This is a genomic window from Pseudomonas sp. MPFS (genome assembly GCF_022537035.1).
Lineage (GTDB): Bacteria > Pseudomonadota > Gammaproteobacteria > Pseudomonadales > Pseudomonadaceae > Aquipseudomonas > Aquipseudomonas sessilinigenes.
In genome coordinates this window covers 3,115,776-3,139,528 of sequence record NZ_CP066123.1, presented here as the reverse complement: position 1 = coordinate 3,139,528, position 23,753 = coordinate 3,115,776, and the positions used below count along the sequence as shown (strand labels likewise).

Genomic DNA, 23,753 nt, shown 5'->3' with positions numbered 1-23,753 from the left:
CAGTTGCCAGGGCCGATGCAAGAACACAGGGCGCCGCATCGGCAGCGCCCCGCGTCTACTTCACTCAGGCAACGATGTCGCTGACTGCTGCCTGGCCGATGGTGGTGACCAGGAAGTCCGCCACGCCGTGCCCGGAGAAGTCCACCGACAGGGTGCTGACACCACCGGAGGTGCTGAGGATCGCATCACCCGCCGCGCCGCTGAAGGCGTTGACGAAGTGCAGGCCCGCACCCTTGGTGATACCGGTCAGATCGATCTTGTCCTGGCCACTGACGAAATCCATGATCTGGTCGGCCGCACCCGGCTTGGAATCGGTGCTGGCACCGAACACGAAAGTGTCCGCGCCGGAACCGCCCCACAGTTTATCGGCACCGCCACCGCCGTAGATGATGTCGTTGCCGGCACCACCCTTGAGCTCGTTGGCGACGTTGTTACCGATCAACAGGTCGTTGCCCGAACCGCCGATGGCGTTCTCTACGGTCACACCCTTGGCAATGGAAACGTTGCCGATCAGGCCACCAACATCGGAGAACGAAGTCTCATTGAGGTTGATCTTCTGATTCTGGGTGAAACCAGAGAAGTCCAGGGTGTCGTTGCCTCCACCGTCCCATACCGAGAACACCAGCTTGTCGGCCGACGAGGTCGCGCTGTAGAAGTCGCGTCCGGTGTTGGAGTTGAAGCCGTAGGTGGTGTCACCGGCACGGGTGGCGTAGTTGGCACCGTAGAGCTTCTGGATGGCAGCGATATCATCGATCAGCGGACCGGACGAATAGGCTTCGACCCCGCCCTTGCTGAAGTTCTGGCTGGTATTGCTTTCACTCCAGTAGCTCATGATGCTGTAGCCACGGGTGTCCTGCCCGTAGGTGGCATCCTTGTAGGTCGGGTTGCCATTCCCGGCGTTGTAGTCGCCAGGGTGGGCCAAGCCCAGGGTATGACCGATCTCATGGGTCAGGGTCTGACGGCCATAGTTGTTCAGGTCAGGGGTCTTGTTCGGGGTATAGCTGCTGTTGATCAGGTACCACGAAGTACCGTCATAACCTGCGCCAGTGCCCGGCAGGTAGGCAAATGCCGCCGCGCCATCCTGGCCGCTGCTGTAGTTGCCGAAAGTCATGTGGCCGTCACCACCGGAAGCCTTCTCGGTGAAGACCACATTGGCCACGTCGGCCCAGGACTGCATGGACAGCACGGCCTGGGCTTTCTGTTGGGCGCTGAACTGGCTGAACCCGGCGATACCATGCTTGTTCATGGTGGCCTGGGTCGCCGAGGTCAGGAAGGTATAGGTCAGATCGATCTTGCCATTGCCGTTCAGGTCCTTGTAGGAAGCACCGTCACGCAGGATCTGCGTAGCTGCCTGGTCGACCGAGAACGAAGGTTTGCCATTGACCGTGAGATTGCCGCCACGATCATACTGGTGGCTGAAGCTATTGATCTGGTTATACGCCGAACTTGCTGCGGCCAGAGGCACCAGTTGTTGTTCAGCTGCATCAATAGCGTCATTCACTTTTACTTTCGACATAAACACACTTCCTTGTAATCAATGGAACAGTTTTTGTCAGATAGCGACAATCCCTGGCGAGATCGTCCTATCACTCGCCTTAAGCAGGCGCAAGGAAACTGACACAATTTGAAATCGGACGTCCACTACTTTTTTGACGTCAAATTCCACTGTTCCGGGAAACTCCAGCAAACAATGACTGCCCAGTCCAGATATTCCCTTTTCAATTGCTGGGCAGCACTCATTGTCTGACAATCTACAATTTAATTATTAAATATCGCTCCTGTTGAATTATGCCGACTGTGTCTCAGTTTTTTGGTACTTACTTAATGTTCCAACCACTGAGTTGCAGTGCATTCCTCAATATCTGCGGAGTCAGGGCCGGTACTTGCACGCCGTCGGCGCTGGTCATCGGCTCGCCAGCCAGCAAGGCATTGATGATCGCCTCCTCCACGGCCTCGGCAGCAGCACTGAACAGCGGAGAGATCTGATCGTTGTTGAGCATCGTCACCGGCGTCGTCCGCCCTGATTCCTCGAGCGTGTAGTCGGCAGTGGGCAAGTCCCGGTTTCCTGTGGCAAAGGCCAGGAAGATGTCGCCGCTGGCATCCTCGGTGCCACCGCCGGTGCGGGCGATGCCGATGGATGCGCGCTGGGCCAGGCGCTGGCACTGGTGCGGCAACAGCGGTGCATCGGTGGCCAGGATCACGATGATCGAACCCATGCCCGGGGTGCCACGCTCAGCGAAGGGCGAGACGATCTCGCGCAGGTGGCGTCCCACGGGATAACCATCGACCCGCAACTCCACGCGCTTGCCATGGTTGGCCTGGACCAGCGCCCCGACGGTATAGCCACCCTGCTCCGCCGGCAGCCGTCGGGACGCGGTACCGATGCCACCCTTGAACTCGTGGCAGATCATTCCAGTGCCCCCGCCAACCGCCCCTTCGGCGACCGGTCCGGATTCGGCCCTGGACATGGCCTCACGCACTTGCGCGGGCCCCACGTGCTGGCCCCAGATATCGTTCAACAGGCCATCGAAGGTCTCCATCACCACCGGCATGCACCAGTACACCGAAGGATCGGCCAGCGCCTCGCGCTCCAGGGCAATCAGCGTATCGCGCACCACACCCACGCTATGGGTATTGGTAATGGCGATCGGCGTGGTCAGGGTTCCAGCCTCGCGAATCCACTCCAGGCCCGTGGCATCGCCATTGCCATTGAGCACATGGCAACCGGCGAAACACGGCTGCAGACGAGCATGCTCGGCCCGGGGCTCGATCAACGTCACACCGGTGCGCACCTGCTTGCCGCCGATGCTGGTTTTCAACGTGCTGTGGCCGACCCGGATACCGGCAACATCGGTAATCGCATTGAGCGGGCCGGGAGTTCCCAGGCCCAGACTGATACCCACTTCACGTGCTCGCATAACCACTCCTTACAATTTCTGGAACGCCGGGCTGTACCGGCCATTGGTGCAATAGAGGATCACCGACAGTGCCAGCAAGCCGATGATTACCATGATGTCCCGCAGGGACGCGTCGAGAAACAGATTGACCAGCAGGTACCCGGCACCGACCACCGCCAGCAGCGCCGGCACCGGCCACAGCGGCATGCGATAGGGATGCTCGCGATCGCGCAGCAGGACCCGGCTCATCAGCGCGCTCAGAGCCACCACCAGATACACCAGCATGATCAGCAGCACGCTGAAGGACGTTAGGTCCGCCAGGTTCGAGCTGAAACTGAGCAGCGCCGAAGGAACCGCCAGGAACAAGGTGGCCAGCCAGGGCGAATCCCAGCGCGGGTGGATACGGGTGAACAGACGATTGATGCCCGGTGTCCACAGGGCATCGCGGCCGCTGCTGAAGACGACCCGGCCGATCTGGATCACGATGGCGACGATGGCATTGAACACCGAGAGGAAGATCCCGGCGCTGACCACCCGGGCCAGGGTTTCGTTGCCATGGCTGGTGAGCAGGTAGCCGATCGGATCGGGGCTGGCGAGCATCTCGCTCAAAGAAGGTGCGCCGATAAGCAGCGCCGTGAGCGGCACCAGCTCGATGATCACCACCAGTACCAGGGACCAGAGCACCGCCTTGTGCACCCCGCGGCCCCCGCACTTCATGTCTTCGGCCAGCAACACCGCCGGGCCGTAGCCGTTATAGGCAAACAGGCCGATGCCCACCGCACCGATCACCAGGGCCCAGGGCGCCGCTTGCAACACGCCATGATCGAGGATCTGCGGTTGCAACAGGATGCTTGCCGGTTGCGTGGCGTTGCCGAACCCCAGCCAGACGATCACCAGCAACGCCGCTACCTCCAGCAACAGGCAGGTCCCGGTGATCCAGGCGTTGAGCTTGATATTGAGGATGCCCAGCAGGTAGCTGCAGGTGACGATCGCCAGGGCCACGGTCTGGGAATCGTACTGAGTGCCCAGGGCGTTGTTCAGGTAGGTAGCGGCACCCGTGGCCAGGACCGGCGGGATGAACAGCAGCGTCACCAGCACCGTCAGGAAGGTGGCATAGCCGGCCAGGCCGCCGAACACCCGCTTGGCATACACGTATTCGCCGCCGGCACTGTTGTGGGCCCGGCCCAGCTCGGCATAACAGAAGGCGAACATCAGCGCCAACAGGCCCGCCATGACGAAGGCCAGGAACACGCCGCTGCCGGCCTGATGGATGGCAAAGGGGGCGATCACGAACACGGAACTGGCGGGAGTCACTGCAGACACGGTGATAGCCACCACGTCGAACACGCTCAAGGTGGGTTTCAATACGCCGTCAGGCGTAGAGGGAGAGCTCATATCGTTATCCTCGTGCTTATTGTTGGTCTGAGGCAGGAACGAGATTCATCGGGCGGGTGCGCTCTGGGTCGCACTTGACGCCTGCCACTCTAGTCAGTGGCTCGCTGGCGAGAAATTCCCCTATTGGAGTACTCCCCCTTGACGGCATCGGGTAAATCGACGAAACCGTGATCACGCATTTTCAGCACATCGGTGGAGCGCAACCTTTGAGTAACCTGTTCAGGGAAGTCGGCCTGCATAGCAGCCTGGGACGAGCCCTCACGCTGATTGGCCAACCGCGATTCTGGAAGCAGCTGGTCCTGCTGCTGCATCAGGCCACGCCGTTCGACAACGCCCTGGTGATGCTCTACCCCCACGAAGGCCTGCCACAGGTTCTCGAGGAGTACGATGCCCAGCCCAACAGCAAGCCCGCCCCGATGGTCACCTACCTGAGTGGCATGTACCTGCTGGACCCGTTTTTCCAGGCCTGCCGCGAGGGCTACCCCAGCGGCCTGTATCGCCTGGAAGAAGTGACGCCGGACCACTTCCGCCAGAGCGAGTACTTCCTCAGCTATTTCCACGACAACGTGCTGGAGGACGAAGTGCAGTTCATCCTGCAACTGCCTGAAACCGGCACCCTGTCCTTGTCCCTGGGTAGCCAGCGCCTGTTCGGCAACGATGAAGTCGGCCTGCTCACCACCTTCGCCGCCTGGGTGCTACCGCTCATGCAGCAGCACTGGCAGCACAGCCAGGCCAAGTCCCAGGTGCCAGCCGCCGTCGAGATGGCCAGCCAGGTGCGCGATGCCCTGAGCCAGTTCGGTCATGCCGTGCTATCGGAGCGGGAGCTGGAGATCGCCCGGCTGATCCTGCGCGGGTTCTCCTCCAAGGCCATGGCCGAGCGCCTGAAGATCTCCCCGGACACCGTCAAGGTCCACCGCCGGCATCTCTATGCCAAGCTGGACATCTCCAGCCAGCCGGAACTGTTCTCGTTGTTCATCCAGTCCCTGGGCCACGACCTGGAAAACCCCTGAGCCCGTCGGCCTTCAACGATCCACCACTGCGCCAACCTTGCGGCCGCTACGCGCCCGGGCGCAGCCTGCGGCAGCGGCTACACACAGCACTGGCCTGTAGCCGCTGCCGAGCTTGGAAGGCTGCGACAAGGCCCGCAGGGCCTTCTGGGAATCGCCTCGCCCCACCGACGCCGGCGGCTACACGCCCTCAGGCATTCAATGAACGCGCACGGAAATCCCGGGGCGACTGTTCGAAATGTTTCTTGAAGGTGCGGCTGAAATGCGCCGAATCGGTAAAGCCCCACTTGAAGGCGATATCGGTGATCGATTCGTTGCGCAGGTGCGGGTTGCTCAAATCCGCCGCACTGCGCTTGAGCCGTGAACGCTGGATGAAACGACAGACGCTGTCGCCCTGCTCCTCGAACAATCGGTACAACTGGCGCACCGAGATATTCAGTTGCCCAGCCAGGGACACCGGGGTCAGGCTCGGCTCGTTGAGCGATTGCTGGATCAATTGCCGCGCCTGCTCCCCAAGACATGGGCCATGCAGGCCCTCGTCGATGCCGGCAAGGCCTGCGGTATGGCGCAAGGTCGGGCCGAGCAAGGCGATCAGCGCTTCCTGCAAGGCCAGCCCTTCCTGCTGCGCCGCGCAGCCGTGGAGGTCGCCGGCACAGATCTGCTCCACCAGCAGGCGCATCAACCGGCCACTGGCGCAGTTTTGCGACAGCTTGCCGAACTTGCGCTGCTGGGCCGGCAGGTGCCGGTAGACCTCCTCCCGGCACAAATGGAACGAGGCATGCTCGATCAGGCCATGGGGCACGATCTCGCAAGCACCAGCGGAATCGAGCAAGGCCATGTCGCCCGGGGCCAGCTCCACGCTCTCGCCGTCCTGGCTCAGGCGCGCATGGCCGCTGCGCTGGACGATCAGGAAGCAATGGCGATCGTCGTCATGGTCGGCCGTGGTGCTCTGCCGGGAGATCAGCCCGGCGTTGGTACGGATCTGCGCCACCTCCAGCCCGGCGTAGTCCTGCAATCCGACCTCGCCAATGAACAACGCCGGATTGCGCGCCGGACGGGCATCAAATCGACCGCAGACGCCCTGCAGGGCGCCGACCCAGGAACTGAAACTATGCGAAGCAAGCACTGTGCACCTCCGAAAGCCGGTTCAGACCGCCATTGTTGTTATGGCAATATCATTAACATGTTATCTATTTGCCAGGCAAGGCACCTGGCAACCTGGATAACCTGTCGCGGCTCAAGCAGAGGTTGTGCCAGTACGCGGTTCAGTAGCCTCCCAACAAGCGTTGCAGATGGCTGAAACTGCCCAGCAACGCCTCGCGCTGCTCGGTGTTCAAACGGATGTAGCGACGCATTCCCGGTAGCCGGTTGACCACCTCGCTGGCGCCGAAGTGCTCCAGCGTCACCTGCCAGCCCCGCTCGTCACGACACAGCTCCAGGCGCTTGAAATCCAGGGGCAGCAGCACCTCAAGCAACTGCCGATCCCGACACAGGCGCTGGAGAAGAGGCGCCCAGTCGGCCGAATCGCCCACCTGCAACCGGGCGGCAACCCCCTGGCGCCGGATCGCCCCGGTATGGCGCAGGGTGATTCGGGCCTGCCCCGGGCCGGCACATGGCACCCGCATGGACCATTGGCAAGCCACGATATGCATCAGGAACTGGGCCTGGGGGCACTCCGCCACCTCGAAGGCCAGGCCGCGCTGCAGGCAACGGAAAGTCCCCCGCGCCATGCCCTGTCCATCGAACCCCAGCCCCGCAAGGTCGCGCCGCAACTGATTGAGGGTCAGTCCCGGGCGGTAGCCCGAAGGTGGCCGATGCCAGAACTCAAAGAGATTTTGTCGCCAGCTTGAAAGATTCATCGCCCATGCCCTCCCGAGTACCAGGGATCTCGTCTGGAATCATTCCCAACGCCTGCTCCAGCACCTCTTCCACCGGCACCGGGCGAAACGGATTGACCTTCTGCACCAGCAGGGTCCAGGCCAGGGCATAAATTGCCGTCAGGCCCAGCATGCTGCCGAACGGCACGTAGATGTCCCTCGGGTTCATCCCCGGTGGAGTGATGAACCACATGCCCAGCAGGATGCCCACCGAAGAGAGGATCTGCGGCAGTGGGAACCAGGGCGACTTGTAGGGTCGCGGCAGGTCCGGCCGGCGAATGCGCAGCATCACCACCGACAGCGTGACCAACAGGTACGCCGTGCTCCAGGCACAAACCGCCGCCAGCACCAGGTGCATGATGCTGTCGGTGCTGCCACCCAGCCACCAGGCGTGCAGGCAAGGAATCAGCACCGCCACGGCGATGCACAGCAACGGCGTCTTGAAGCGTGGGTGCAGGTAGGTGAATACCTTCGGCAAGGCGCCGTCCTGGGCCATGCCATAGAGGATGCGCGGCAACCCGGCCATCAGTGTATTGATAGTGGCGGCACCGGCGAACAGCAGGCCGATCCCCAGCCAGATACGCCCGAACGGGCCCATGATCTGCTCGGCGAAATGCGGGATGGCCATGGGTGTCTCCAGCAAGTGCACGCTGCCGTCCTCGCTCAGGGCGACGTTGGCCACCTGGCGCTTCATCGCCGCGCCATAGATGAACATGCACACCGCCACCCCCACCAACCCCAGGGCCATGGCCCGGGGAATGGTCCGCGAGGCCTTGCGTACGTCCGGGGTCAGGGGCGTGACGAACTCGCAGCCGACGAACATGAACATCGCCATGCCCACCAGGGACAGGATGGTGGGCAGGTCGGTGCCCACCGTGGAAGCACCGAACCAGCCATCGAGCTGCACCGCCGGGGCCTTGAGCACGCCCATTACGCCGAAGATGATCAGGGTGCTCCACATGCCGAAGGTCAGGATCACCTCGGCGCGGCTGAAGGCTGTGATCCCTACGGCGTTGAGCAGACCAAAGAACAGCACCAGCCCCACCCCCACCAGCCAGGCGCTGCCGCTCTGCTCCAGCAGGGTATTGAGGGACTCGAAATTGACCAGGGCCATGACCCCGCTGAGGATGGTTTCCGCAGTGCCGGCGAACACATGGACGATCAGGTAGGCCGACAAGGTGCCGGTAATGGCGAAGAAACGCCCCAGGCCGCAGGCCAGGTAGTCATAGACCGAACCGTTGGTGGGCAACAGGCAGGCCGCCTCGGCGAAGGTGGTGGACTGCGCCAGCATCATCAGCAGGGCGATCACCATGGCCGCGGCGAAGGCCCCGCCGCCGATGCCGAAACCGGTGGTGGCGGTAAGGATTACCGGACTGGCCATGATCAGGCCCACGGCACTGGCCAGGGCCGTGGGAAAACCGACGACACCCTGGTGCAGGTGCCGGTTGAGTCTGTCGTTGAGCGACATGCTGGTAAACCTCGAAAGCAGGGATTGATGATTGTTGTTCTAGGCATTTCAAGGGCACGCGTGGCCGCCATGCTCGGCTGTCTGGCGCAGCCTGGAGTCGTCCCGCAGGGCTGGCCTGCGGGGTGTGGCTCAATAGGCGATGCACACCGACTTGTTCTCGGTGTAGGCCTCGATGGCCGCATGGCCCATTTCCCGACCGATGCCGGACTGCTTGTAGCCACCGAAGGGCATTGAGGGGTCGAGCATGTTGTGGGTGTTGACCCAGACCGTACCGGCCTTGATCTGCGGGATCAGTCGCATGACCTGCCCCAGGTCGTTGGACCAGATGCTCGCGCCCAGGCCGTACTGGTTGTCGTTGGCCAGCGCCACCACCTCTTCCAGGGTGTCGAAAGGCATGGCAACCACCACCGGGCCGAAGATTTCCTCGCGCACCAACTGCTGCCCGGCCTGCACATCGGCCACCACCGTGGGCCTTACATAGAAGCCGCGCTCGCCGAAGGCCACGCCCCCGCACAGCACCCGCGCGCCCTCCTCGACTCCGCGCTCGACCATCTGCAGCACCCGACGCTGCTGCTTGGCCGAGATCAACGGGTTGATCTGCGCCTCTTCATCCAGGCCCGGGCCGATGCTCAGCGATCCGGCAATGGCCACCAGCCGGTCGAGCACCTGCTGATAGATGCCGCGCTGGATGTACAGCCGCGAGCCAGCGGTGCACACCTGGCCCTGGTTAAAGAAGATCGCCGCGCTGGCGCCAGCGGCGGCGGTGTCCGGATCGCAGTCATCGAGCACGATCACCGGCGATTTTCCGCCCAGCTCCAGGGAAAATCGGGTCATGTTGTCCACCGCCGCATGGCCGATCAGCTTGCCCACCTGGGTCGAGCCGGTGAAGGCCAGCTTGTCGATGCCCGGATGGGCCGCCAAGGCCGCACCGGCCCCGGCCCCAGTACCGGTCACTACGTTGACCACCCCAGGGGCGATGCCCGCCTCCAGGCACAACTGGCCCAGGCGCAGCGCGGTGAGCGGGGTCTCGTCCGCCGGCTTGAGCACCACAGTGCAACCGCAGGCCAGGGCCGGGACGATCTTCCAGATGGCCATCAGCAGCGGGAAGTTCCACGGCACGATGGCCCCCACCACGCCCACCGGCTCCGGCACCGTGTAGGCCCGGTACTGCGCGCCGGGCACTGCGGCAATGGACACATCCAGGCTCTTGCCCTCGATCTTGGTCGCCCAACCGGCCATGTAGCGGGTGAACTCCGCCGCCGCGCCCACTTCCAGGGCCCGGGCCAGGTGGATCGACTGGCCGTTGTTGAGGGTTTCCAGTTGTGCCAGCTCCTCGCCATTGGCTTCCAGCACATCCGCCAGCTTGAGCAGCAGGCGCTCGCGGTCGGCCGGGCGCAGTGTCTTCCATTCTCCCTCGAAGGCCCGGCGTGCGGCCCCCACCGCCAGGTCGATGTCGGCCTGGGCGGCCATGGCCACTTCGGTCAATTGCTCGCCGGTGGCCGGGTTATGGACCGGCATCCGCGCCCCGGAGAGCGCCGGTCGGCTATGGCCGTCGATCAGCAGGCCGTGCTGGCTGTCTATGAATGCGGCGACACGTGGGTCGATGGCAACGCTCATCGTCAATCCTCTTGGTTGTACCTGTTGACCGAGACTCTGAGCCCAAAGCCGGGAGTCGTCTTGATCCTGGCTGCCGCAAAACTTGGCGCTGGCTGCCAAGCCCGACAGCCTCGACAAACCCTTGGCAGCCTGGATCAAATGCCCTGGCACACAGAGGCAAGCAACACGTCGGCCAATCGCGCCCTAATGGCCCCAAGCTGTTCGAGCCCTATCAGGAGATCCAACGTGAGCCAAGCAAGCCATTTCTGGCATCCCATGCTGCACCCCAACGAGATGAAGCAACGTGAGCCGATCCGCATCGTGCGCGGCGATGGCTGCTATGTGTACGACGACCAGGGCCGTCAACTGGTGGATGGCGTGGCCGGGTTGTGGAACGTCAACGTTGGCCATAACCGCAAGGAAGTGAAGGCGGCCATCACCGCCCAGCTCGATGAGCTGGAGTACTTCCAGCTGTTCGATGGGGTCAGCCATCCTCGGGCCGAGGAACTGTCGCGGGTCTTGATGAACCTGCTGGAGCCTGAAGACATGCGCCGGGTGGCCTTCAGCTCGGGCGGCTCGGACGCCATCGAAAGCGCCCTGAAGCTGGCTCGCCAGTACTGGAAGCTCGAGGGCCAGGCCGATCGCACCAAGTTCATTTCCCTGCGCCAGGGCTACCATGGCACCCACTTCGGTGGTGCTTCGGTCAACGGCAACACGGTGTTCCGGCGCAACTACGAGCCGCTGCTGCCCGGTTGCTATCACATCGACACCCCCTGGCTGTACCGCAACCCCTACAGCCAGGACCCGGAAGAACTGGGCAAGATCTGCGCCGACCTGCTGGAGCGGGAAATCCAGTTCCAGAGCCCGGACACCGTGGCGGCCTTCATCGCCGAGCCGATCCAGGGCGCGGGCGGGGTCATCGTGCCGCCGGCCAACTACTGGCCATTGATCCGCGAGGTTTGCGACAAGTACGGCGTGCTGCTGATCGCCGACGAAGTGGTCACCGGCTTCGGCCGCAGCGGCTCGATGTTCGGCAGCCGCCTGTGGGGGGTCAAGCCCGACATCATGTGCCTGGCCAAGGGCATCACCTCGGGCTACATCCCCCTGGGCGCCACTGTGGTCAACCGGCGGATCGAGGAAGCGTTCGAGAAGAACGGCAACTTCACCGGCGCCATCATGCACGGCTACACCTACGCCGGGCATCCGGTGGCCTGCGCCGCGGCCCTGGCCTGCCTGGACATCGTGGTCAAGGAAGACCTGCCGGCCAACGCAGCGAAGATGGGCGACTACCTGCTGGCCAAGCTGCAGCCGTTCGTCGAACGCTTCGACAGCGTTGGCGAAGTGCGTGGCCAGGGCCTGATGGTGGCCCTGGACCTGGTGGCCGACAAGAGCACCCGCGAGCCCATCGACCCCACCAGCGGCTATGCCAACCAGGTGGCGCAGATCGCCCGGGAGCACGGGGTCATGGTGCGCCCGGTGGGCACCAAGATCATTCTCTCGCCGCCGCTGGTGATCCAGCCGGCGCAGGTGGATGTCATCGTCGACGCCCTCGCCCAGGGCCTGAGCCAGGCCCGGCGCTGACCGGCCCACCGGTACTGCCCGCATTCGCAGCGGGCAGCGCCGGCACTCTCCAATGGCCGGCCGCCATCGCGCGGCCCGCTACCTGCGCCAGCCCCGAGCCCCTGCCCAGCGGGCAGCCAGGAGTCTTCCATGAACGCAGTCGCCATGCCCCATGAGCTGGGCCAACGCTGCATCGCCGCCTTCACCCGGGTGGTGCCTGCCACCCTCTGCGCCTTCTACCGCATCGACCCACAACTGCAAGCACAAGACTTCGCGCTGTACCGCATGCCCGAGCAAATGCACCAAGCCTACTTGCAACGCTATCGGCGCTACGACCCGCTGCAACCACAGCTGTGCGCGGCCGCCGGGCGCCCGGTGCTGTCGCTGCACATGGGCATGGCCCGCCAGGATCGCCACGACACCCTGGTGTACCAGGGCTTCCTGCAGCGCCACGGAGTGCTGGATGTGGTGGAGATCCTGGCCTGCGACAAACAGCGGCCCATCGCCGGGCTTTCGCTGCTGCGCGATGCAAGCCTCGGGCGCTTCAGCAACGATGAGCTGACCACCTTGCAAGCCTTGCAGGGGCTGCTGGAAATCGCCGCCCGGGCCCCCTGCCCCGAGGCCGACCCGCGCTTGGCCGGGCTGACGCCCCGGGAGCGGGAAATCGCCTGGCTGCTGCGCGACGGCGCGGACAACAAGACCATCGCCCGGCGCCTGGACCTGGGCCTGCCCACGGTCAAGACCCACCTGATCAACCTGTTCCGCAAGGTCGGCGCGGGCAACCGCACCGAACTGGTAAGCACGCTGTTCCTCTGAAACAGCCAGGACTCAACCATCCGGTTGATGGGCAGGCGCCGCACCAGGCCCGAACATGCAGCTCTACGACAACGCACAAGAGCCTTGCCATGAACCAGCAACCTGAATGGATCACCGTCGGCGCCCTGGCCGACGGGTTTGCCGGCGACAACCATATCCTCCCCGCCCTCGACGACTTGGCCGGGCGCCACCTGACCCTGCACTTCGACAACGGCTGGCAGATCGAGCATCGCTTCGGCGCCGCCACCTTGAGCTGGAACAACGTCGGCGAAACCGCCAGCGAGGCACTGGCCTACCGCGCCACCTCCGTGCGCCCCGGCCTGTACCTGGTGGACTTTCTCAAGCAGGACCAGGGCGCCACCCATTCGGTGAGCCTGGTCCTGGACCTGGAGCGCCAGTGCTTCACCGCGGTCCTCGGGCGGATGCCCAGCCGTGAAGAGTGCCGCACCGACCTGTTCAGCCGGGCCCTGGCCGGCGGCGAGCTGACCGGCGTCAAGGCGCAGTTCCTGCACGGCGCCATCGACCGGCCATGCACCGCCGATACGCCACGGCACGCCCCCACCCAGGAACTGGTCGGCCTGCGCAACCAGTACGTCTACAGCGCCAGCGAGGCCTACGAACACGTCTACCTCAATGCCGATTTCTACAGCTGGCAGTGCCTCAAGGGCGTCGAGCAAGGGCTGGCGGACACCGACCGTTGCCACTACTACAAGGTCGCCGAGCAGCTGTACCTGTTCGTCTGGCGGGAAAAGATCGTCCCGACCCTGGGCCTGGTGCTGATCGACCTCGCAGCCGGACGCAGCGACGGCAAGATCTTCGGCTACCAGGGCGCGGACTTCGAAAGCTTCGCCAACTTCCCGGTGGGCGCCCTGGCCCGGGTGCTCAATCGCACCAGCCATTGCTGAGCCTTTGCCACCGCACACTTTTTACAGGACCTTGCCATGACCCTGGGACTCGACCTGCAACGCGTCGCCGACTGCTACCAGAGCGAACTGCAACTGTTTGCCGAGCGCCATCCGCGCTCCGGCGCCTTCTACCGCCAGAACCTCGAGCACTGGCTCTACGGTGCCCCGCTGCACTGGATGCAGCAGTGGCCCGGCTCGTATCCGATCATGGTGGCCGATGCCCAGGGCGCGACCCTGACCGACTGCGACGGCCAGCAGTACGCCGACTTCGCCCTGGGCGATACCGGGGCCATGTTCGGCCACGCCCAACCGGTGGTGGCAGCAGCCATCGCCGAGCAAGCGCGGCATGGCTCGACCCTGATGCTGCCCACCGCCGACAGCCTGTGGGTCGGCCAGGAGCTGAGCCGGCGCTTCAAACTGCCCTATTGGCAGGTCACCACCTCGGCCACCGATGCCAATCGCTTCGCCTTGCGCCTGTGCCGGATGATCACCGGCCGGCAGAAAGTGCTGGTGTTCAACTGCAACTACCACGGTAGCATCGACGAGTCCCAGGTGGAGTTCGATGCCGGCGGCCAGATGATTCCCCGCGAAGGCGTGCATGCCAACGGCCTGCATCACGAGGCCACCACCCGCCTGGTGGAGTTCAACGATCTGTCGGCCCTGGAGGCGGCCCTGGCCCATGGCGATGTGGCTGCGGTACTCACCGAACCCTTCATGACCAACGTCGGCATGGTGCCGCCGGCGCCGGGCTTCCATGATGGCCTGCGGCAACTGACCCGGCGCTATGACGTGCCGCTGATCATCGACGAGACCCATACCCTGTCCTGCGGCCCTGGCGGCTATTGTGGCGAGCATGGCCTGGAACCGGACTTCTTCGTCCTCGGCAAGTGCATCGCCGGGGGCATTCCCACCGCGGTCTGGGGCGCCAGCCAGGCCATGGCCGAGCGCATCTGGCAGGTGCTGCCGCACTTTGCGCCGGGCCAGGCGATCAACCATTTCGGCTTTGGCGGCACCCTGGCCGGCAACGCCCTGCAGATGGCCGCCATGCGTGCCACCTTCAGCGAGGTGATGAACGAGGCCAACTACCAACGCATGTTCCAGCTGGCCGAACGCCTGCGGGCCGGGGTCGAGGCGATCATCCAGCGCCACCGACTGCCCTGGCACGTGACCCGCATCGGCGCCCGGGTCGAGTACCTGTTCATGCCCCATGCCCCGCGCAACGGCGGCGAAGCCCACCATGCGCGGCACGGGCTGATCGAGGCCTACCTGCACCTGTACCTGCTCAATCGCGGGGTGCTGCTGACGCCGTTCCACAACATGGCCCTGCTGTGCCCCAGCGCCAGCGAGGAGCAGGTGGACCTGCACAACCGCCTGCTGGACCAGTGCCTGGCCCAGGTGCTGCCGGGAGCAGGTTCATGAGCGGCGAACAGGCAGGACGCATCGCCCTGGTCACCGGCTCCGGCCAGGGCATCGGCCGGGCCATCGCCCAGCTGTTCGCCGCCCAGGGCGCCAAGGTGATGCTGGCCACCCGCAGCGCCGCCTCCGGCGCCGAGACCCTGCGCCTGATCCGCGAGGCCGGCGGCTGCGCCGAGCTGCTGGCCATCGACCTGGGTACCCGGGCCGCCGCCGAGCAGGCCGTGGCCGCTACCGAACAGGCCTTCGGCGGCCTCGACCTGCTGCTGCACAACGCCGGGATCTTCCCCATGCAGCGGCTCGCCGAACTGGAGGACGCGACCCTGGACAGCACCCTGGCGGTCAATCTCAAGAGCTGCTTCTGGCTGGCCCGGGCCGCGCTGCCGGCGCTGCGCCGGGCCCAGGACCCGCGGATCGTCGTGACCTCTTCGGTCACCGGGCCGCGCACGGCGATACCCGGGCTGGCCCACTACGCGGCGTCCAAGGCCGGGGTCAACGGATTCATCCGCGCTGCGGCGCTGGAGCTGGCGGAATACGGGATCACGGTCAATGGCGTCGAGCCGGGGTTGATCGCCACCCAGGCCACCGACAACCTGGGGGATGCCGGTGCCCTGGCCAGGCACATTCCGCTCAAGCGCCTGGGGGCGCCCCAGGACATCGCCTGGGCCATGGCCTTCCTGGCCTCCCGGCAGGCCGGCTACATCACCGGACAGACCCTGGTGGTGGATGGCGGCGCCGTGCTTCCAGAGAACACCCAGATCTAGCAGGACGTTGAAAAACTACCTACGTTGCCATCGCGGTGTTAAAAACAAGCGGGGGCGCCAGCCCGGTCAAATGCTCATCTAGCACGTGTAAACTGCGCTTTTTCGCCTGTTTTTGCCTTGCGCTGGCTGCCTCGCCTAGGTTTTTTCAACGGCCTGTTAGCGGCTTGGGTTGTCAGTTGCCGCTGCGGATCTTGTTCCACAAACGGGTACGGAGCCGGTCGATATCCAGCGGCATGGCCTGCAAGGCGAACAGCTTGTCCATCATCGCCGGGCTCGGGTAGATCTTGGGGTCGTCCTTGATCGCCGGATCCACCCGGCTGTCGGCTTGCTGGTTGCCATTGGCGTAATGCACGTAGTTGCTGATATCGGCCATCACCTCTGGACGCAGCAGGTAGTCCATGTAGGCGTAGCCGGCCTTTTCATCCGGGGCATCCACCGGCATGGCCACCATGTCGAACCACAGCGGCGTGCCTTCCCGGGGAATCGAGTAACCGATCTGGATACCGTTGCCGGCCTCCTTGGCGCGGCTTTCGGCTTGCATGATGTCGCCGGAAAAGCCCACTGCCACGCAGATATTGCCGTTGGCCAGGTCGCTGGTGTACTTCGAGGAATGGAAATAGCTCACATAAGGCCGGACCTTCATCAGCAAGGCTTCGGCCTTTTTGTAGTCCGCCGGATTCTTGCTGTGGTGCGCCAACCCCAGGTAGTTCAGGGCTGCCGGTATCAGTTCCGGGCCGTTATCCAGGATCGCCACCCCGCACTTGTGCAACTTCTGCATGTACTCGGGCTTGAAGATCAGGTCCCAGGAATCCAATGGTGCATCGTCCCCGAGCACTGCCTTGACCTTGGCCACGTTGTAGCCGATGCCGGTGGAGCCCCACAGATAGGGGAAGCCGTACTGGTTGCCCGGGTCATTGACTTCAAGGGCCTTGAGCAGCACCGGGTTGAGGTTCTGCCAGTTGGGTAATTGGGTCTTGTCGAGCTTCTTCATGGCCCCGCCCTGGATCTGCCGGGCCATGAAGTGGTTGGAAGGAAAGACCACGTCGTAACCGGATTTTCCGGTCATCAACTTACCGTCCAGGGTTTCGTTGCTGTCATAGACGTCGTAGGTGAAACCGATCCCGGTTGCCTTCTGGAACTGGCGGTTGGTGTCCGGTGCAATGTAGTCGGACCAGTTGTAGATCTTCACCGTATCGGCGGCCTGGGCCAGGGCGGCGGCCAGGCACAACGGGCTCAGCAGCAAAGCGCGAGTCTTGCGGGTCATGGAGCGATACCTGTGGTTGGTTTTGTTATTGGCAGGCAGTTGGCGATCAGAAGATCAGGACGTAGGTCTTGCGCACGGTCTCGAGGATGTCCCAGGTCCCGGTGCTGTTGGCCGGCAACATCAAGGCATCGCCGGCCTGGATGTGCACGGTTGCACCGTTGTCGGGGGTGAAGGTGCAGCGGCCCTGGATGAAGTGGCAGAACTCCTGGGCGACGATCTGTCGCCGCCAGCGTCCTGGCGTGCACTCCCAGATGCCGGTCTCGACCCCGTCGCTGCGCTCCACGGCGGTGACCGAGGTCACGGCCAACGGCTCGCCCAGGGGCACGGCGACCGGAGCCGATTGCTCGAGGATGGCCGTGGCGGTGTTCTTCAATTGCGTGATGCTCATGGTGCTACCTCAGGCGGAAGCGCCGAGCGCACAGCGCCCGGCAGGTGAAGCCGGGTCAGTGCATGAAGCCTTCCATGAACCCGGCGATCCGGCTGGCCATCCTGCGCCGCCAGGGAGCCGTGGCCGGATTGGCCAGGGTCTGGTCTTCGTGAACGAAGCTTTGAATGATCGCGTTGTAGCCCAGCCAGCGGCAGGGCTCGGGCTCCCAGGCCCGCAGTCGGTCCAGGCCGCCTTCGGGCAGGACCCAGGGCTGGCGTACCAACGGGCTGTCGCGCTGCAGAATCAGCTCGGCCAGGGTCCGGCCGCCCAGGTTGCTGGCCCCTACGCCCTCGCCACCGTAGCCGCCAGCCAGGGCGATGCCCTTGCGGCGGTCGCAGAGCATGTGCGGATGGAACTGGCGCGACATGCCCAGGTTGCCACCCCAGGCATGGGTGATGCGCACGTTCTTGAGTTGTGGAAACAGCTCGCCGAACAGGTAGCGGCGCAGTTGCACTTCGTCCTGGCTCAGGTTGAAGTCGTGGCGCAGCTTGCCAGCGAACTGATAGCCACCCCGGGCGCCGAACACCAGGCGGTCGTCCAGGGTGCGCTGGCCGTAGGTGACCTGGCGACTGCCCTCGCTGAAGGCCTGGCCCTGGCTCAGGCCGATCTCGTCCCAGGTGGACTGGGGCAGCGGCTCGGTGGCCACCAGCAGGCTCTGCACCGGCAGTTGGTAGCGCCCCAGGGGGGCCAGGGTCACCGAATAGCCCTCCACCGCCGGCACTATCCAGCGGCTGCGCACCGCCGCCCGTGGAGTCTGCAGGCTGCCGGACTGCCAATGGGTCACCGGGCTGTTCTCGTAGAGCGCCACCCCCAGGCGCTCCACCGCCCGGGCCAGGCCGCGCACCAGCTTGGCCGGCTGGATGGTGGCGCAATGGGCAGCCTGGATCGCCCCATAGGCATTGGCCACGCGCAGTTGCCCAGCCAGTTGCTCGGGAGTCAGCCAACGGTAGTCGGCCTCGCCAAGGCCCTGGTCATGCAGATGCGCCAGGTACTGGCGCAGGCTGGCGTGCTGCTCCGGATAACGGGCCGCGCAATACAGCACGCCGCCCTTGCGGTAGTCGCAGTCGATGCCTTCACGTTCGATGACGTTGGCCACCTCATCGGGTATGCCATGCAGCAGTTCATAGGAGGCCCGGCGCTGTTCGGGCGGCAGCGGCGCCAGCAGGCGGTCCTCGCCCAGCAAGTTGCCCATCAGCCAGCCGCCATTGCGCCCGGAGGCACCGAAACCGGCGATCTGTGCCTCGAACACGGCGATCTTCAACCCAGGATCCAGGCGCTTGAGGTAATAGGCGGTCCACAGGCCGGTGTAGCCGGCGCCGATGATCGCCACGTCCAGGTCCAGGTCCCGTTCCAGGGCTGGCCGGGGGGTTAGCGGCTCGTCGAGCTGGTCCATCCACAAACTGATATTGCGCCACGCAGGCATGCCAACACTCCGCCAACCGAACTTTCGATGGCCGATCCTAGTGCCCGGCCTCAGGCGCTGTCTTGTGCCCGTGCACGCAAGGAAATTTTCCGGGCATAGGCCTTGGGGGTCTGGCCGGTGTGCTGGCGAAAACAGTTGTAGAACGCCGACAGCGAATTGAAGCCCGCGGCGAAGGCCAGCTCATCGACCCGCACCGGCGGCACGGCCTGTTCCAGGGCCGCCAGCACATGTTGCAGGCGCGCCTGGTTCACATAGCGGTAGAAGCTTTGGCCCAGCACCTGGTTGAGCAGGTAGGAAATCTGGTTGCGGCTGTAGCCGGATTCGCCGGCCACCCGTTGCAGGTCCAGCTCCGGGTCCAGATAGGGTTGCTGGTGCTGGAAATACTGATCCAGGTCGTCGGCCATGCGCCCCAGCTGGCGCGGCGACAACCCCAGGCGGCTGGTTGCCGGACGCGGGCCGCCGGTAGCCTGGGCCGAAGCCCCTTCGCGCACCAGGGCCGCATATTCGTTGACCCGCCAGATCAGGCCGTCACGCACGGTGATCGCTTCGCTGGCCCGGAACGACACCAGCCCCCGGCTACCCCTCAGGGTCACCTGGTACTGGATGAAGGCCGTGTCGCCATCCAGGCGGATACGATCGCAATGCTCCAGGGTCTCGTCCGGGGCCCGCGGCATGCTGGCCTGCACGTATTCGCGCAGGTCAGCCAGGGCCAGCGTGCGATTCTGGAAGAAATCGTTGTATTGGATCTGCGGGTGATACAGCGCCATCACCCCTTCCAGATCGCGCAGCTTCCAGCACAGGTGGTAGCGCATCACCGTGTCGCCGGTGATTTCGGTTTGCAGGGGCCCGTCGTCAGCGCCAGCCATAGATTTCCCGAAAAGAAAAAGTGCAGCTTGCCGAACTTGCCGACAGGCGGCAATCACCACCCCGATAACCGGGACAAGCCGCGCGCTCGGTCATCCAATGCCTGCAGGGCTGGCATCAAACTTTCATGAACGAACCGCCGGACGGTGGCCAAAAAAACTGCAAGCGGCCATGACCCGGTGCTATTTTTAGAACCTCAACCGAGCGGCTCAGCGACGAGCCCTCGTTCCTACCGCGAGCACAAGGAAGCGCTCAATGAATCAAGGTGGGCCATCGATGAACACAGCCTGGGCCAGCAAAGTCACCTTCCCCAACGCCTGCCAGCTGATGCGCTGGCATTTTCATCCCATGGGTTTCGAAGCCAGCATGGATGCGCCTGGCAGCATGATCGCCCGGCTCTTCGACCGCGCCAGCGGCGAAACCATGATCGCCATCGCCGGCATTCCCTGCGCAACGGTAATGAGCGCCGCGGATGTCGAACGAATAATCGAGGCGGTGGAGGATGAACTGGAGGCCTTCTCGCCCTCCCTGGTCCTCAAGGCCTGACCCCTTCACCCAGGCCCGCCCAACCGGCGGGCTTTTTCATGGCCGTTGCCGCAGGTCCTGGAAATACGGCTTGTCCTTCGGCACCCGGTCCGACGCCCTCGGAGCATTGCCCGCACTGGAGTCCTGGCGCTCGACATACCAGTAGCAGTGCTTGACCGCCCGAGTGATGCCCACATAGGCCAGGCGCAGGATCTCGTCTTTCTGGGCGCTGTCGTAGGGCGTGGCATCGCCGTCCTTGCCCAGCCCGGCCATGCGATACACCTGGTTCTTGTAAGGGGAGCTACTCAGGTGCTGGCAATCGCCCAGCAGGAATACCACGTCGGCCTGCAAGCCCTTGGCGCTGTGAAAGGTCAACTGCTTGAGCCGCCTGGCCGCTGACGGCAAGCTAGAATCAACATTAACTATTTGTGAAATTTCGTTTTCAATCAAAAACTTATCACTTGTTTTTCTAAACAACATCAAGATTGAATCGCCCTGTCGATAGTGCTCCGTCAAACGCTGGGCCAAGCCCCCGTCGTCCCGATCCAGCACTTGCACCGGCCATGGCTCGCGGGCCTCGCCGCTGGCCTTGGCTTTCTTACCGGCAATCGTCGGGGCCGAGCGGACGATGTGCTCCGCCGCATCAATGACGTACTGGTGGCTGCGGTAGTTCTCGCTGAGCATCACCCGGGTGACGCCCGGGGATGGAAACTCCTTGTTGAACTCGATGAAGTAGCGCGGCGAGCTACCCCGCCAGCCATAGATCGACTGCCAGTCGTCCCCCACGCACAACAACGAGGAATGCTGCGCACCACGCCCGACATGCAGCGTCGCGCCACGACGGCGGATCTCGCCGAGGCTGGCCTTGATCCAGGAGACGATCTGCGGTGAGACATCCTGGAACTCGTCGATCATCAGGTGCGACATCGGCCTCAGGCAGGCGTCGGCCAGCAGTTTGAAGTTCTCCGGCGAACGCTCGCTGAACAGGGCGAACATGCGGTTGTAGGTCATGATCGGTGGCGACTGGTCCAGCAGATGGTCTTCCAGGGCGCGCCAGAACAGGCTCAGGGCCTCGAAGAAGTACCGGTCCGGGTCATCCTGGGCAAAACTCATGCGGCCCACGGCGTCGCCCACCTCCAGCCCCAGGTTCTCGATGAACCCGGCAGCGGCGACGAAACAGTCCAGCAGCGGTGCCGAAGCCAGCTCGCCCTTGACCCGGTAATCGAAGCCAGGGCCGGCACTGGCCTGGGCCGAAAAAGCGCCGAGGGCGCGTTTTGAGTCTTCGTAACTATCAAGCCAAATCAATGACTTACGACAGAAAGCTTGAAACAGGGTGCGCTTTACCGCCCACTCCGCACGGACACTCAGCTTGGCCCCGGGCCGGGTGATTTGCGGGTTTTCCCGCGGGTCGAAGCCCAGCACCACCCAGGCATCGAGTTCGGCGCAGTAGCCATGGCAGTGGAACGGCGCGCCGTTGATCTCGAAACGTTGACGCTTGGGTTCGATGCCCTTGATCGGCCAGGCCCCGGCCCTGAACCACAAGTCCTCCACTGCGTCGCACAGTTCCTCGTCGCGCTTGGCCGCCAGCTCGGTGACGGCCATGCGCTTTTGCACATCCGGGTGATCACGCTCCAGCTCCTTGAGCTGCAGGGCATGGCGCAACAGCGGTTTCAAGGCCAGGCGAAAGCGCTCGTCGCTGTTATACAGCCCCTGATAGCAGGCGTTGAGGTGCTTGCGCTGGGCATCGTTGATACGCAGGTCGAAGGGGTTGCTGTCCACCTCGGCGTCGAGGCCCGGCTGCCGCTCGTTGAGGTTCTCGAAGGCCTGCAGCCGTTCGAACCCCGGCAGGCTGCGGACCATGGGCAGGATCCGTGAATGGAAGGTGCGCACCAGGTCCCGGGCCTGCCGGGCATCCAGTTGCCGGCCCCACAGGGCGAACACCTGTATCAGCTTGGCGATGAAATCCTTGCGCGACTCCCGGGTGAAGGTCACCACGGTCATGGAGTCCAGCTCGAACCCCAGGTAGTGATGAAGCAACAGCAGGCGCAGCACCAGCGAGGTCGACTTGCCGGCCCCCGCCCCGGCGATCACCACGGTGGCTGGAGTATCGCTGAAGATCATTTTCCATTGCGCGGCGCTGGGCTGGGCCTCGGGCGCCAGCAAGCGCGCGACATCGGCCTTGAAGCGCTTCTTCAGCTCGGCCCCCAGGGGCAGGCGCCAATCGTCGAACAGGCGGTCGTCCACACCCGGGGGCCTGTGCTCGGTATTGCGACTGTCGCGAATCAGCAAGACCTGCCGGCCTTCCTCCAAGCCCTCCAAGCGTCCTTCCCGGTAACCGTACTCCACCCCTGCCGTATGGCCACTGCGAAAGCCATCCGCCTGGCCATGCAGCCAGGACGCCCGATGCTGGGCCCGCAGGCGACTCAGGCCATGACCGAAGAAACGCGCCGCCAGGCGCTTGAGCAACGGCATCTGCGCCAGTGGCATGAGTTCGGGAGGTAGATCGGGGGTGTGTTGCGACACGCGGACTCCAGGGTGTGAGGCTTGAGCGGTTATGGTCGCCGGATTTTCTCGCAGCATCCAGTCAATTGCTTGCAAGTCATCAACTTAAGCGATGAACCGGAGATTCGACACCCTCTTTGCCAGCTTTAAAAACATCTACTTTATCGATTGGATTACGGTATTTTTTGCGCTTTTTATCGATCAATGACTGATAGATGATGCTCGCCATCAACCAACGGTTATCGTTTTTGGCCAGACGCAACGTGCCATGACGAACCCTGACGAGGAGACGATCATGCTTGAACTCAGACCCTTCAGTTCCCTGGGCGGCGCCAACCACGGCTGGCTGGATGCCCATCACCACTTTTCCTTTGCCGAGTACTACGATCCCGAACGCATGCACTGGGGCAACCTGCGGGTCTGGAACGACGATGTGATCGCCCCTGGCACCGGCTTCCCGCAGCATCCGCACCGGGATATGGAGATCATCACCTATGTGCGCGAAGGCGCCATCAGCCACCAGGACAACCTGGGCAACAAGGGGCGTACCGAGGCGGGCGACGTGCAGGTGATGAGTGCCGGCACCGGCATCGCCCACAGTGAGTACAACCTGGAAGACACGCCAACCAAGATCTTCCAGATCTGGATCATCCCCAACCAGGCCGGTTCTGCGCCTTCCTGGGGCGCCAAACCGTTTCCCAAGGGGCAACGTGAAGGCTTCGTGACCCTGGCCAGCGGCAAGGATGGCGACGTGGAGAGCCTGCGTATCCGTGCCGATGCGCGGTTGGTGGCAGCCAACCTCAAGGCCGGTGAAAGCGCCGAGTATCGCCTGGACGCCGGGCGCCGGGCCTACCTGGTGCCGGCCACCGGGATCATCGAGATCAATGGCTTGCGCGCCGAAGCTCGAGACGGCGTCGCCGTGCAGGATGAACAGGTGCTACGGGTAACCGCAGTACAGGACAGCGAGATCGTCCTGGTGGACCTGGCCTGAGACTAGGCGCGACACAGCGGCAAATAAAAAAGGGGCGACCGAGATGGTCGCCCCTTTTC

General features: G+C 63.9%; 20 protein-coding genes. 8 read left to right on the top strand and 12 right to left on the bottom strand.

Translation table 11 applies throughout. The features are described from left to right. Positions 1-64 precede the first annotated feature (64 nt). The 3 genes from I9018_RS14620 to I9018_RS14610 form a co-directional block, all read right to left on the bottom strand. A complete protein-coding gene (locus I9018_RS14620; protein ID WP_068588614.1) occupies positions 65-1,516 on the bottom strand; it encodes a serralysin family metalloprotease in 1,452 nt (483 codons plus the stop codon). A 301-nt stretch (positions 1,517-1,817) separates the two neighbouring features. Next, a complete protein-coding gene (locus I9018_RS14615) occupies positions 1,818-2,918 on the bottom strand; it encodes a P1 family peptidase (protein ID WP_241109901.1) in 1,101 nt (366 codons plus the stop codon). A 9-nt stretch (positions 2,919-2,927) separates the two neighbouring features. Then, positions 2,928-4,292: an APC family permease gene (locus I9018_RS14610; RefSeq protein ID WP_241109900.1), complete on the bottom strand. Its 1,365-nt coding sequence runs from the start codon at positions 4,290-4,292 to the stop codon at positions 2,928-2,930. A gap of 206 nt (positions 4,293-4,498) precedes the next feature. Here I9018_RS14610 and I9018_RS14605 point away from each other — a divergent pair, with 206 nt between their 5' ends. Continuing rightward, positions 4,499-5,302: a helix-turn-helix transcriptional regulator gene (locus I9018_RS14605; RefSeq protein ID WP_241109899.1), complete on the top strand. Its 804-nt coding sequence runs from the start codon at positions 4,499-4,501 to the stop codon at positions 5,300-5,302. Positions 5,303-5,489: 187 nt separating this feature from the next. On the opposite strand, the gene feaR is transcribed toward I9018_RS14605, so the two are convergent. From feaR to I9018_RS14585, 4 genes are all read right to left on the bottom strand, one after another. Then, on the bottom strand, positions 5,490-6,425 hold the full coding sequence (gene feaR, locus I9018_RS14600) for a transcriptional regulator FeaR (protein ID WP_241109898.1): 936 nt from the start codon (positions 6,423-6,425) through the stop codon (positions 5,490-5,492). A 139-nt stretch (positions 6,426-6,564) separates the two neighbouring features. Continuing rightward, positions 6,565-7,158: a DUF3156 family protein gene (locus I9018_RS14595; RefSeq protein WP_241109897.1), complete on the bottom strand. Its 594-nt coding sequence runs from the start codon at positions 7,156-7,158 to the stop codon at positions 6,565-6,567. Continuing rightward, entirely contained in the window at positions 7,124-8,644 is a 1,521-nt protein-coding gene (locus I9018_RS14590) for an APC family permease (RefSeq protein ID WP_241109896.1), read from the bottom strand. The genes I9018_RS14595 and I9018_RS14590 overlap by 35 nt, the downstream gene beginning before the upstream one ends. A gap of 129 nt (positions 8,645-8,773) precedes the next feature. After that, positions 8,774-10,261, bottom strand: coding sequence for an aldehyde dehydrogenase family protein (locus I9018_RS14585; RefSeq protein WP_241109895.1), 1,488 nt, complete (start codon positions 10,259-10,261; stop codon positions 8,774-8,776). 225 nt (positions 10,262-10,486) lie between these two features. On the opposite strand from I9018_RS14585, the gene I9018_RS14580 reads away from it, so the two are divergent. The 5 genes from I9018_RS14580 to I9018_RS14560 all read left to right on the top strand — a co-directional run bounded on the left by I9018_RS14580 (position 10,487) and on the right by I9018_RS14560 (position 15,698). Beyond that, on the top strand, positions 10,487-11,821 hold the full coding sequence (locus I9018_RS14580; protein WP_083235972.1) for an aspartate aminotransferase family protein: 1,335 nt from the start codon (positions 10,487-10,489) through the stop codon (positions 11,819-11,821). 129 nt (positions 11,822-11,950) lie between these two features. Beyond that, a complete protein-coding gene (locus I9018_RS14575; protein WP_068583425.1) occupies positions 11,951-12,616 on the top strand; it encodes a helix-turn-helix transcriptional regulator in 666 nt (221 codons plus the stop codon). Positions 12,617-12,705: 89 nt separating this feature from the next. Then, positions 12,706-13,521, top strand: coding sequence for a molybdenum cofactor biosynthesis F family protein (locus I9018_RS14570; protein ID WP_241109894.1), 816 nt, complete (start codon positions 12,706-12,708; stop codon positions 13,519-13,521). Positions 13,522-13,557: 36 nt separating this feature from the next. Beyond that, positions 13,558-14,940, top strand: coding sequence for an aspartate aminotransferase family protein (locus I9018_RS14565; protein ID WP_241109893.1), 1,383 nt, complete (start codon positions 13,558-13,560; stop codon positions 14,938-14,940). Next, positions 14,937-15,698 carry an SDR family oxidoreductase gene (locus I9018_RS14560; protein ID WP_068583417.1) on the top strand — a complete coding sequence of 254 codons (762 nt, stop codon included), beginning with the start codon at positions 14,937-14,939 and terminating at the stop codon, positions 15,696-15,698. Before I9018_RS14565 ends, I9018_RS14560 begins: the two co-directional genes overlap by 4 nt. A gap of 172 nt (positions 15,699-15,870) precedes the next feature. Here I9018_RS14560 and I9018_RS14555 read toward each other — a convergent pair whose 3' ends face one another. From I9018_RS14555 to I9018_RS14540, 4 genes are read right to left on the bottom strand one after another with little or no spacing between them, the layout of a single operon-like run. After that, positions 15,871-16,962 (bottom strand): polyamine ABC transporter substrate-binding protein, encoded by a 1,092-nt coding sequence (locus tag I9018_RS14555; RefSeq protein WP_241109892.1) that lies wholly within the window; start codon positions 16,960-16,962, stop codon positions 15,871-15,873. A 46-nt stretch (positions 16,963-17,008) separates the two neighbouring features. Next, positions 17,009-17,350 (bottom strand): cupin domain-containing protein, encoded by a 342-nt coding sequence (locus tag I9018_RS14550; RefSeq protein ID WP_022639895.1) that lies wholly within the window; start codon positions 17,348-17,350, stop codon positions 17,009-17,011. A gap of 55 nt (positions 17,351-17,405) precedes the next feature. After that, the gene (locus I9018_RS14545) at positions 17,406-18,812 is read right to left on the bottom strand and encodes an FAD-binding oxidoreductase (protein WP_124346759.1); all 1,407 of its coding nucleotides are present in this window, start codon (positions 18,810-18,812) and stop codon (positions 17,406-17,408) included. A 50-nt stretch (positions 18,813-18,862) separates the two neighbouring features. After that, positions 18,863-19,678: a helix-turn-helix domain-containing protein gene (locus I9018_RS14540; protein ID WP_241109891.1), complete on the bottom strand. Its 816-nt coding sequence runs from the start codon at positions 19,676-19,678 to the stop codon at positions 18,863-18,865. 274 nt (positions 19,679-19,952) lie between these two features. Here I9018_RS14540 and I9018_RS14535 point away from each other — a divergent pair, with 274 nt between their 5' ends. Continuing rightward, entirely contained in the window at positions 19,953-20,222 is a 270-nt protein-coding gene (locus tag I9018_RS14535; protein WP_068583470.1) for a DUF1652 domain-containing protein, read from the top strand. Positions 20,223-20,258: 36 nt separating this feature from the next. Here I9018_RS14535 and I9018_RS14530 read toward each other — a convergent pair whose 3' ends face one another. Beyond that, on the bottom strand, positions 20,259-22,724 hold the full coding sequence (locus tag I9018_RS14530) for a UvrD-helicase domain-containing protein (RefSeq protein ID WP_241109890.1): 2,466 nt from the start codon (positions 22,722-22,724) through the stop codon (positions 20,259-20,261). A 274-nt stretch (positions 22,725-22,998) separates the two neighbouring features. Here I9018_RS14530 and I9018_RS14525 point away from each other — a divergent pair, with 274 nt between their 5' ends. Beyond that, positions 22,999-23,694, top strand: a complete 696-nt coding sequence (locus I9018_RS14525; protein ID WP_068583401.1) for a pirin family protein — start codon at positions 22,999-23,001, stop codon at positions 23,692-23,694. The last annotated feature ends 59 nt before the right edge of the window (positions 23,695-23,753 follow it).

Excerpts from the sequence above, each read along its gene's own strand:
- I9018_RS14620 (WP_068588614.1), bottom strand. The coding sequence starts at position 1,516 with ATGTCGAAAGTAAAAGTGAATGACGCTATTGATGCAGCTGAACAACAA.
- I9018_RS14615 (WP_241109901.1), bottom strand. The coding sequence starts at position 2,918 with ATGCGAGCACGTGAAGTGGGTATCAGTCTGGGCCTGGGAACTCCCGGC.
- I9018_RS14610 (WP_241109900.1), bottom strand. The coding sequence starts at position 4,292 with ATGAGCTCTCCCTCTACGCCTGACGGCGTATTGAAACCCACCTTGAGC.
- I9018_RS14595 (WP_241109897.1), bottom strand. The coding sequence starts at position 7,158 with ATGAATCTTTCAAGCTGGCGACAAAATCTCTTTGAGTTCTGGCATCGG.
- I9018_RS14590 (WP_241109896.1), bottom strand. The coding sequence starts at position 8,644 with ATGTCGCTCAACGACAGACTCAACCGGCACCTGCACCAGGGTGTCGTC.
- I9018_RS14585 (WP_241109895.1), bottom strand. The coding sequence starts at position 10,261 with ATGAGCGTTGCCATCGACCCACGTGTCGCCGCATTCATAGACAGCCAG.
- I9018_RS14575 (WP_068583425.1), top strand. The coding sequence starts at position 11,951 with ATGAACGCAGTCGCCATGCCCCATGAGCTGGGCCAACGCTGCATCGCC.
- I9018_RS14570 (WP_241109894.1), top strand. The coding sequence starts at position 12,706 with ATGAACCAGCAACCTGAATGGATCACCGTCGGCGCCCTGGCCGACGGG.
- I9018_RS14565 (WP_241109893.1), top strand. The coding sequence starts at position 13,558 with ATGACCCTGGGACTCGACCTGCAACGCGTCGCCGACTGCTACCAGAGC.
- I9018_RS14560 (WP_068583417.1), top strand. The coding sequence starts at position 14,937 with ATGAGCGGCGAACAGGCAGGACGCATCGCCCTGGTCACCGGCTCCGGC.
- I9018_RS14555 (WP_241109892.1), bottom strand. The coding sequence starts at position 16,962 with ATGACCCGCAAGACTCGCGCTTTGCTGCTGAGCCCGTTGTGCCTGGCC.
- I9018_RS14550 (WP_022639895.1), bottom strand. The coding sequence starts at position 17,350 with ATGAGCATCACGCAATTGAAGAACACCGCCACGGCCATCCTCGAGCAA.
- I9018_RS14545 (WP_124346759.1), bottom strand. The coding sequence starts at position 18,812 with ATGCCTGCGTGGCGCAATATCAGTTTGTGGATGGACCAGCTCGACGAG.
- I9018_RS14540 (WP_241109891.1), bottom strand. The coding sequence starts at position 19,678 with ATGGCTGGCGCTGACGACGGGCCCCTGCAAACCGAAATCACCGGCGAC.
- I9018_RS14535 (WP_068583470.1), top strand. The coding sequence starts at position 19,953 with ATGAACACAGCCTGGGCCAGCAAAGTCACCTTCCCCAACGCCTGCCAG.
- I9018_RS14525 (WP_068583401.1), top strand. The coding sequence starts at position 22,999 with ATGCTTGAACTCAGACCCTTCAGTTCCCTGGGCGGCGCCAACCACGGC.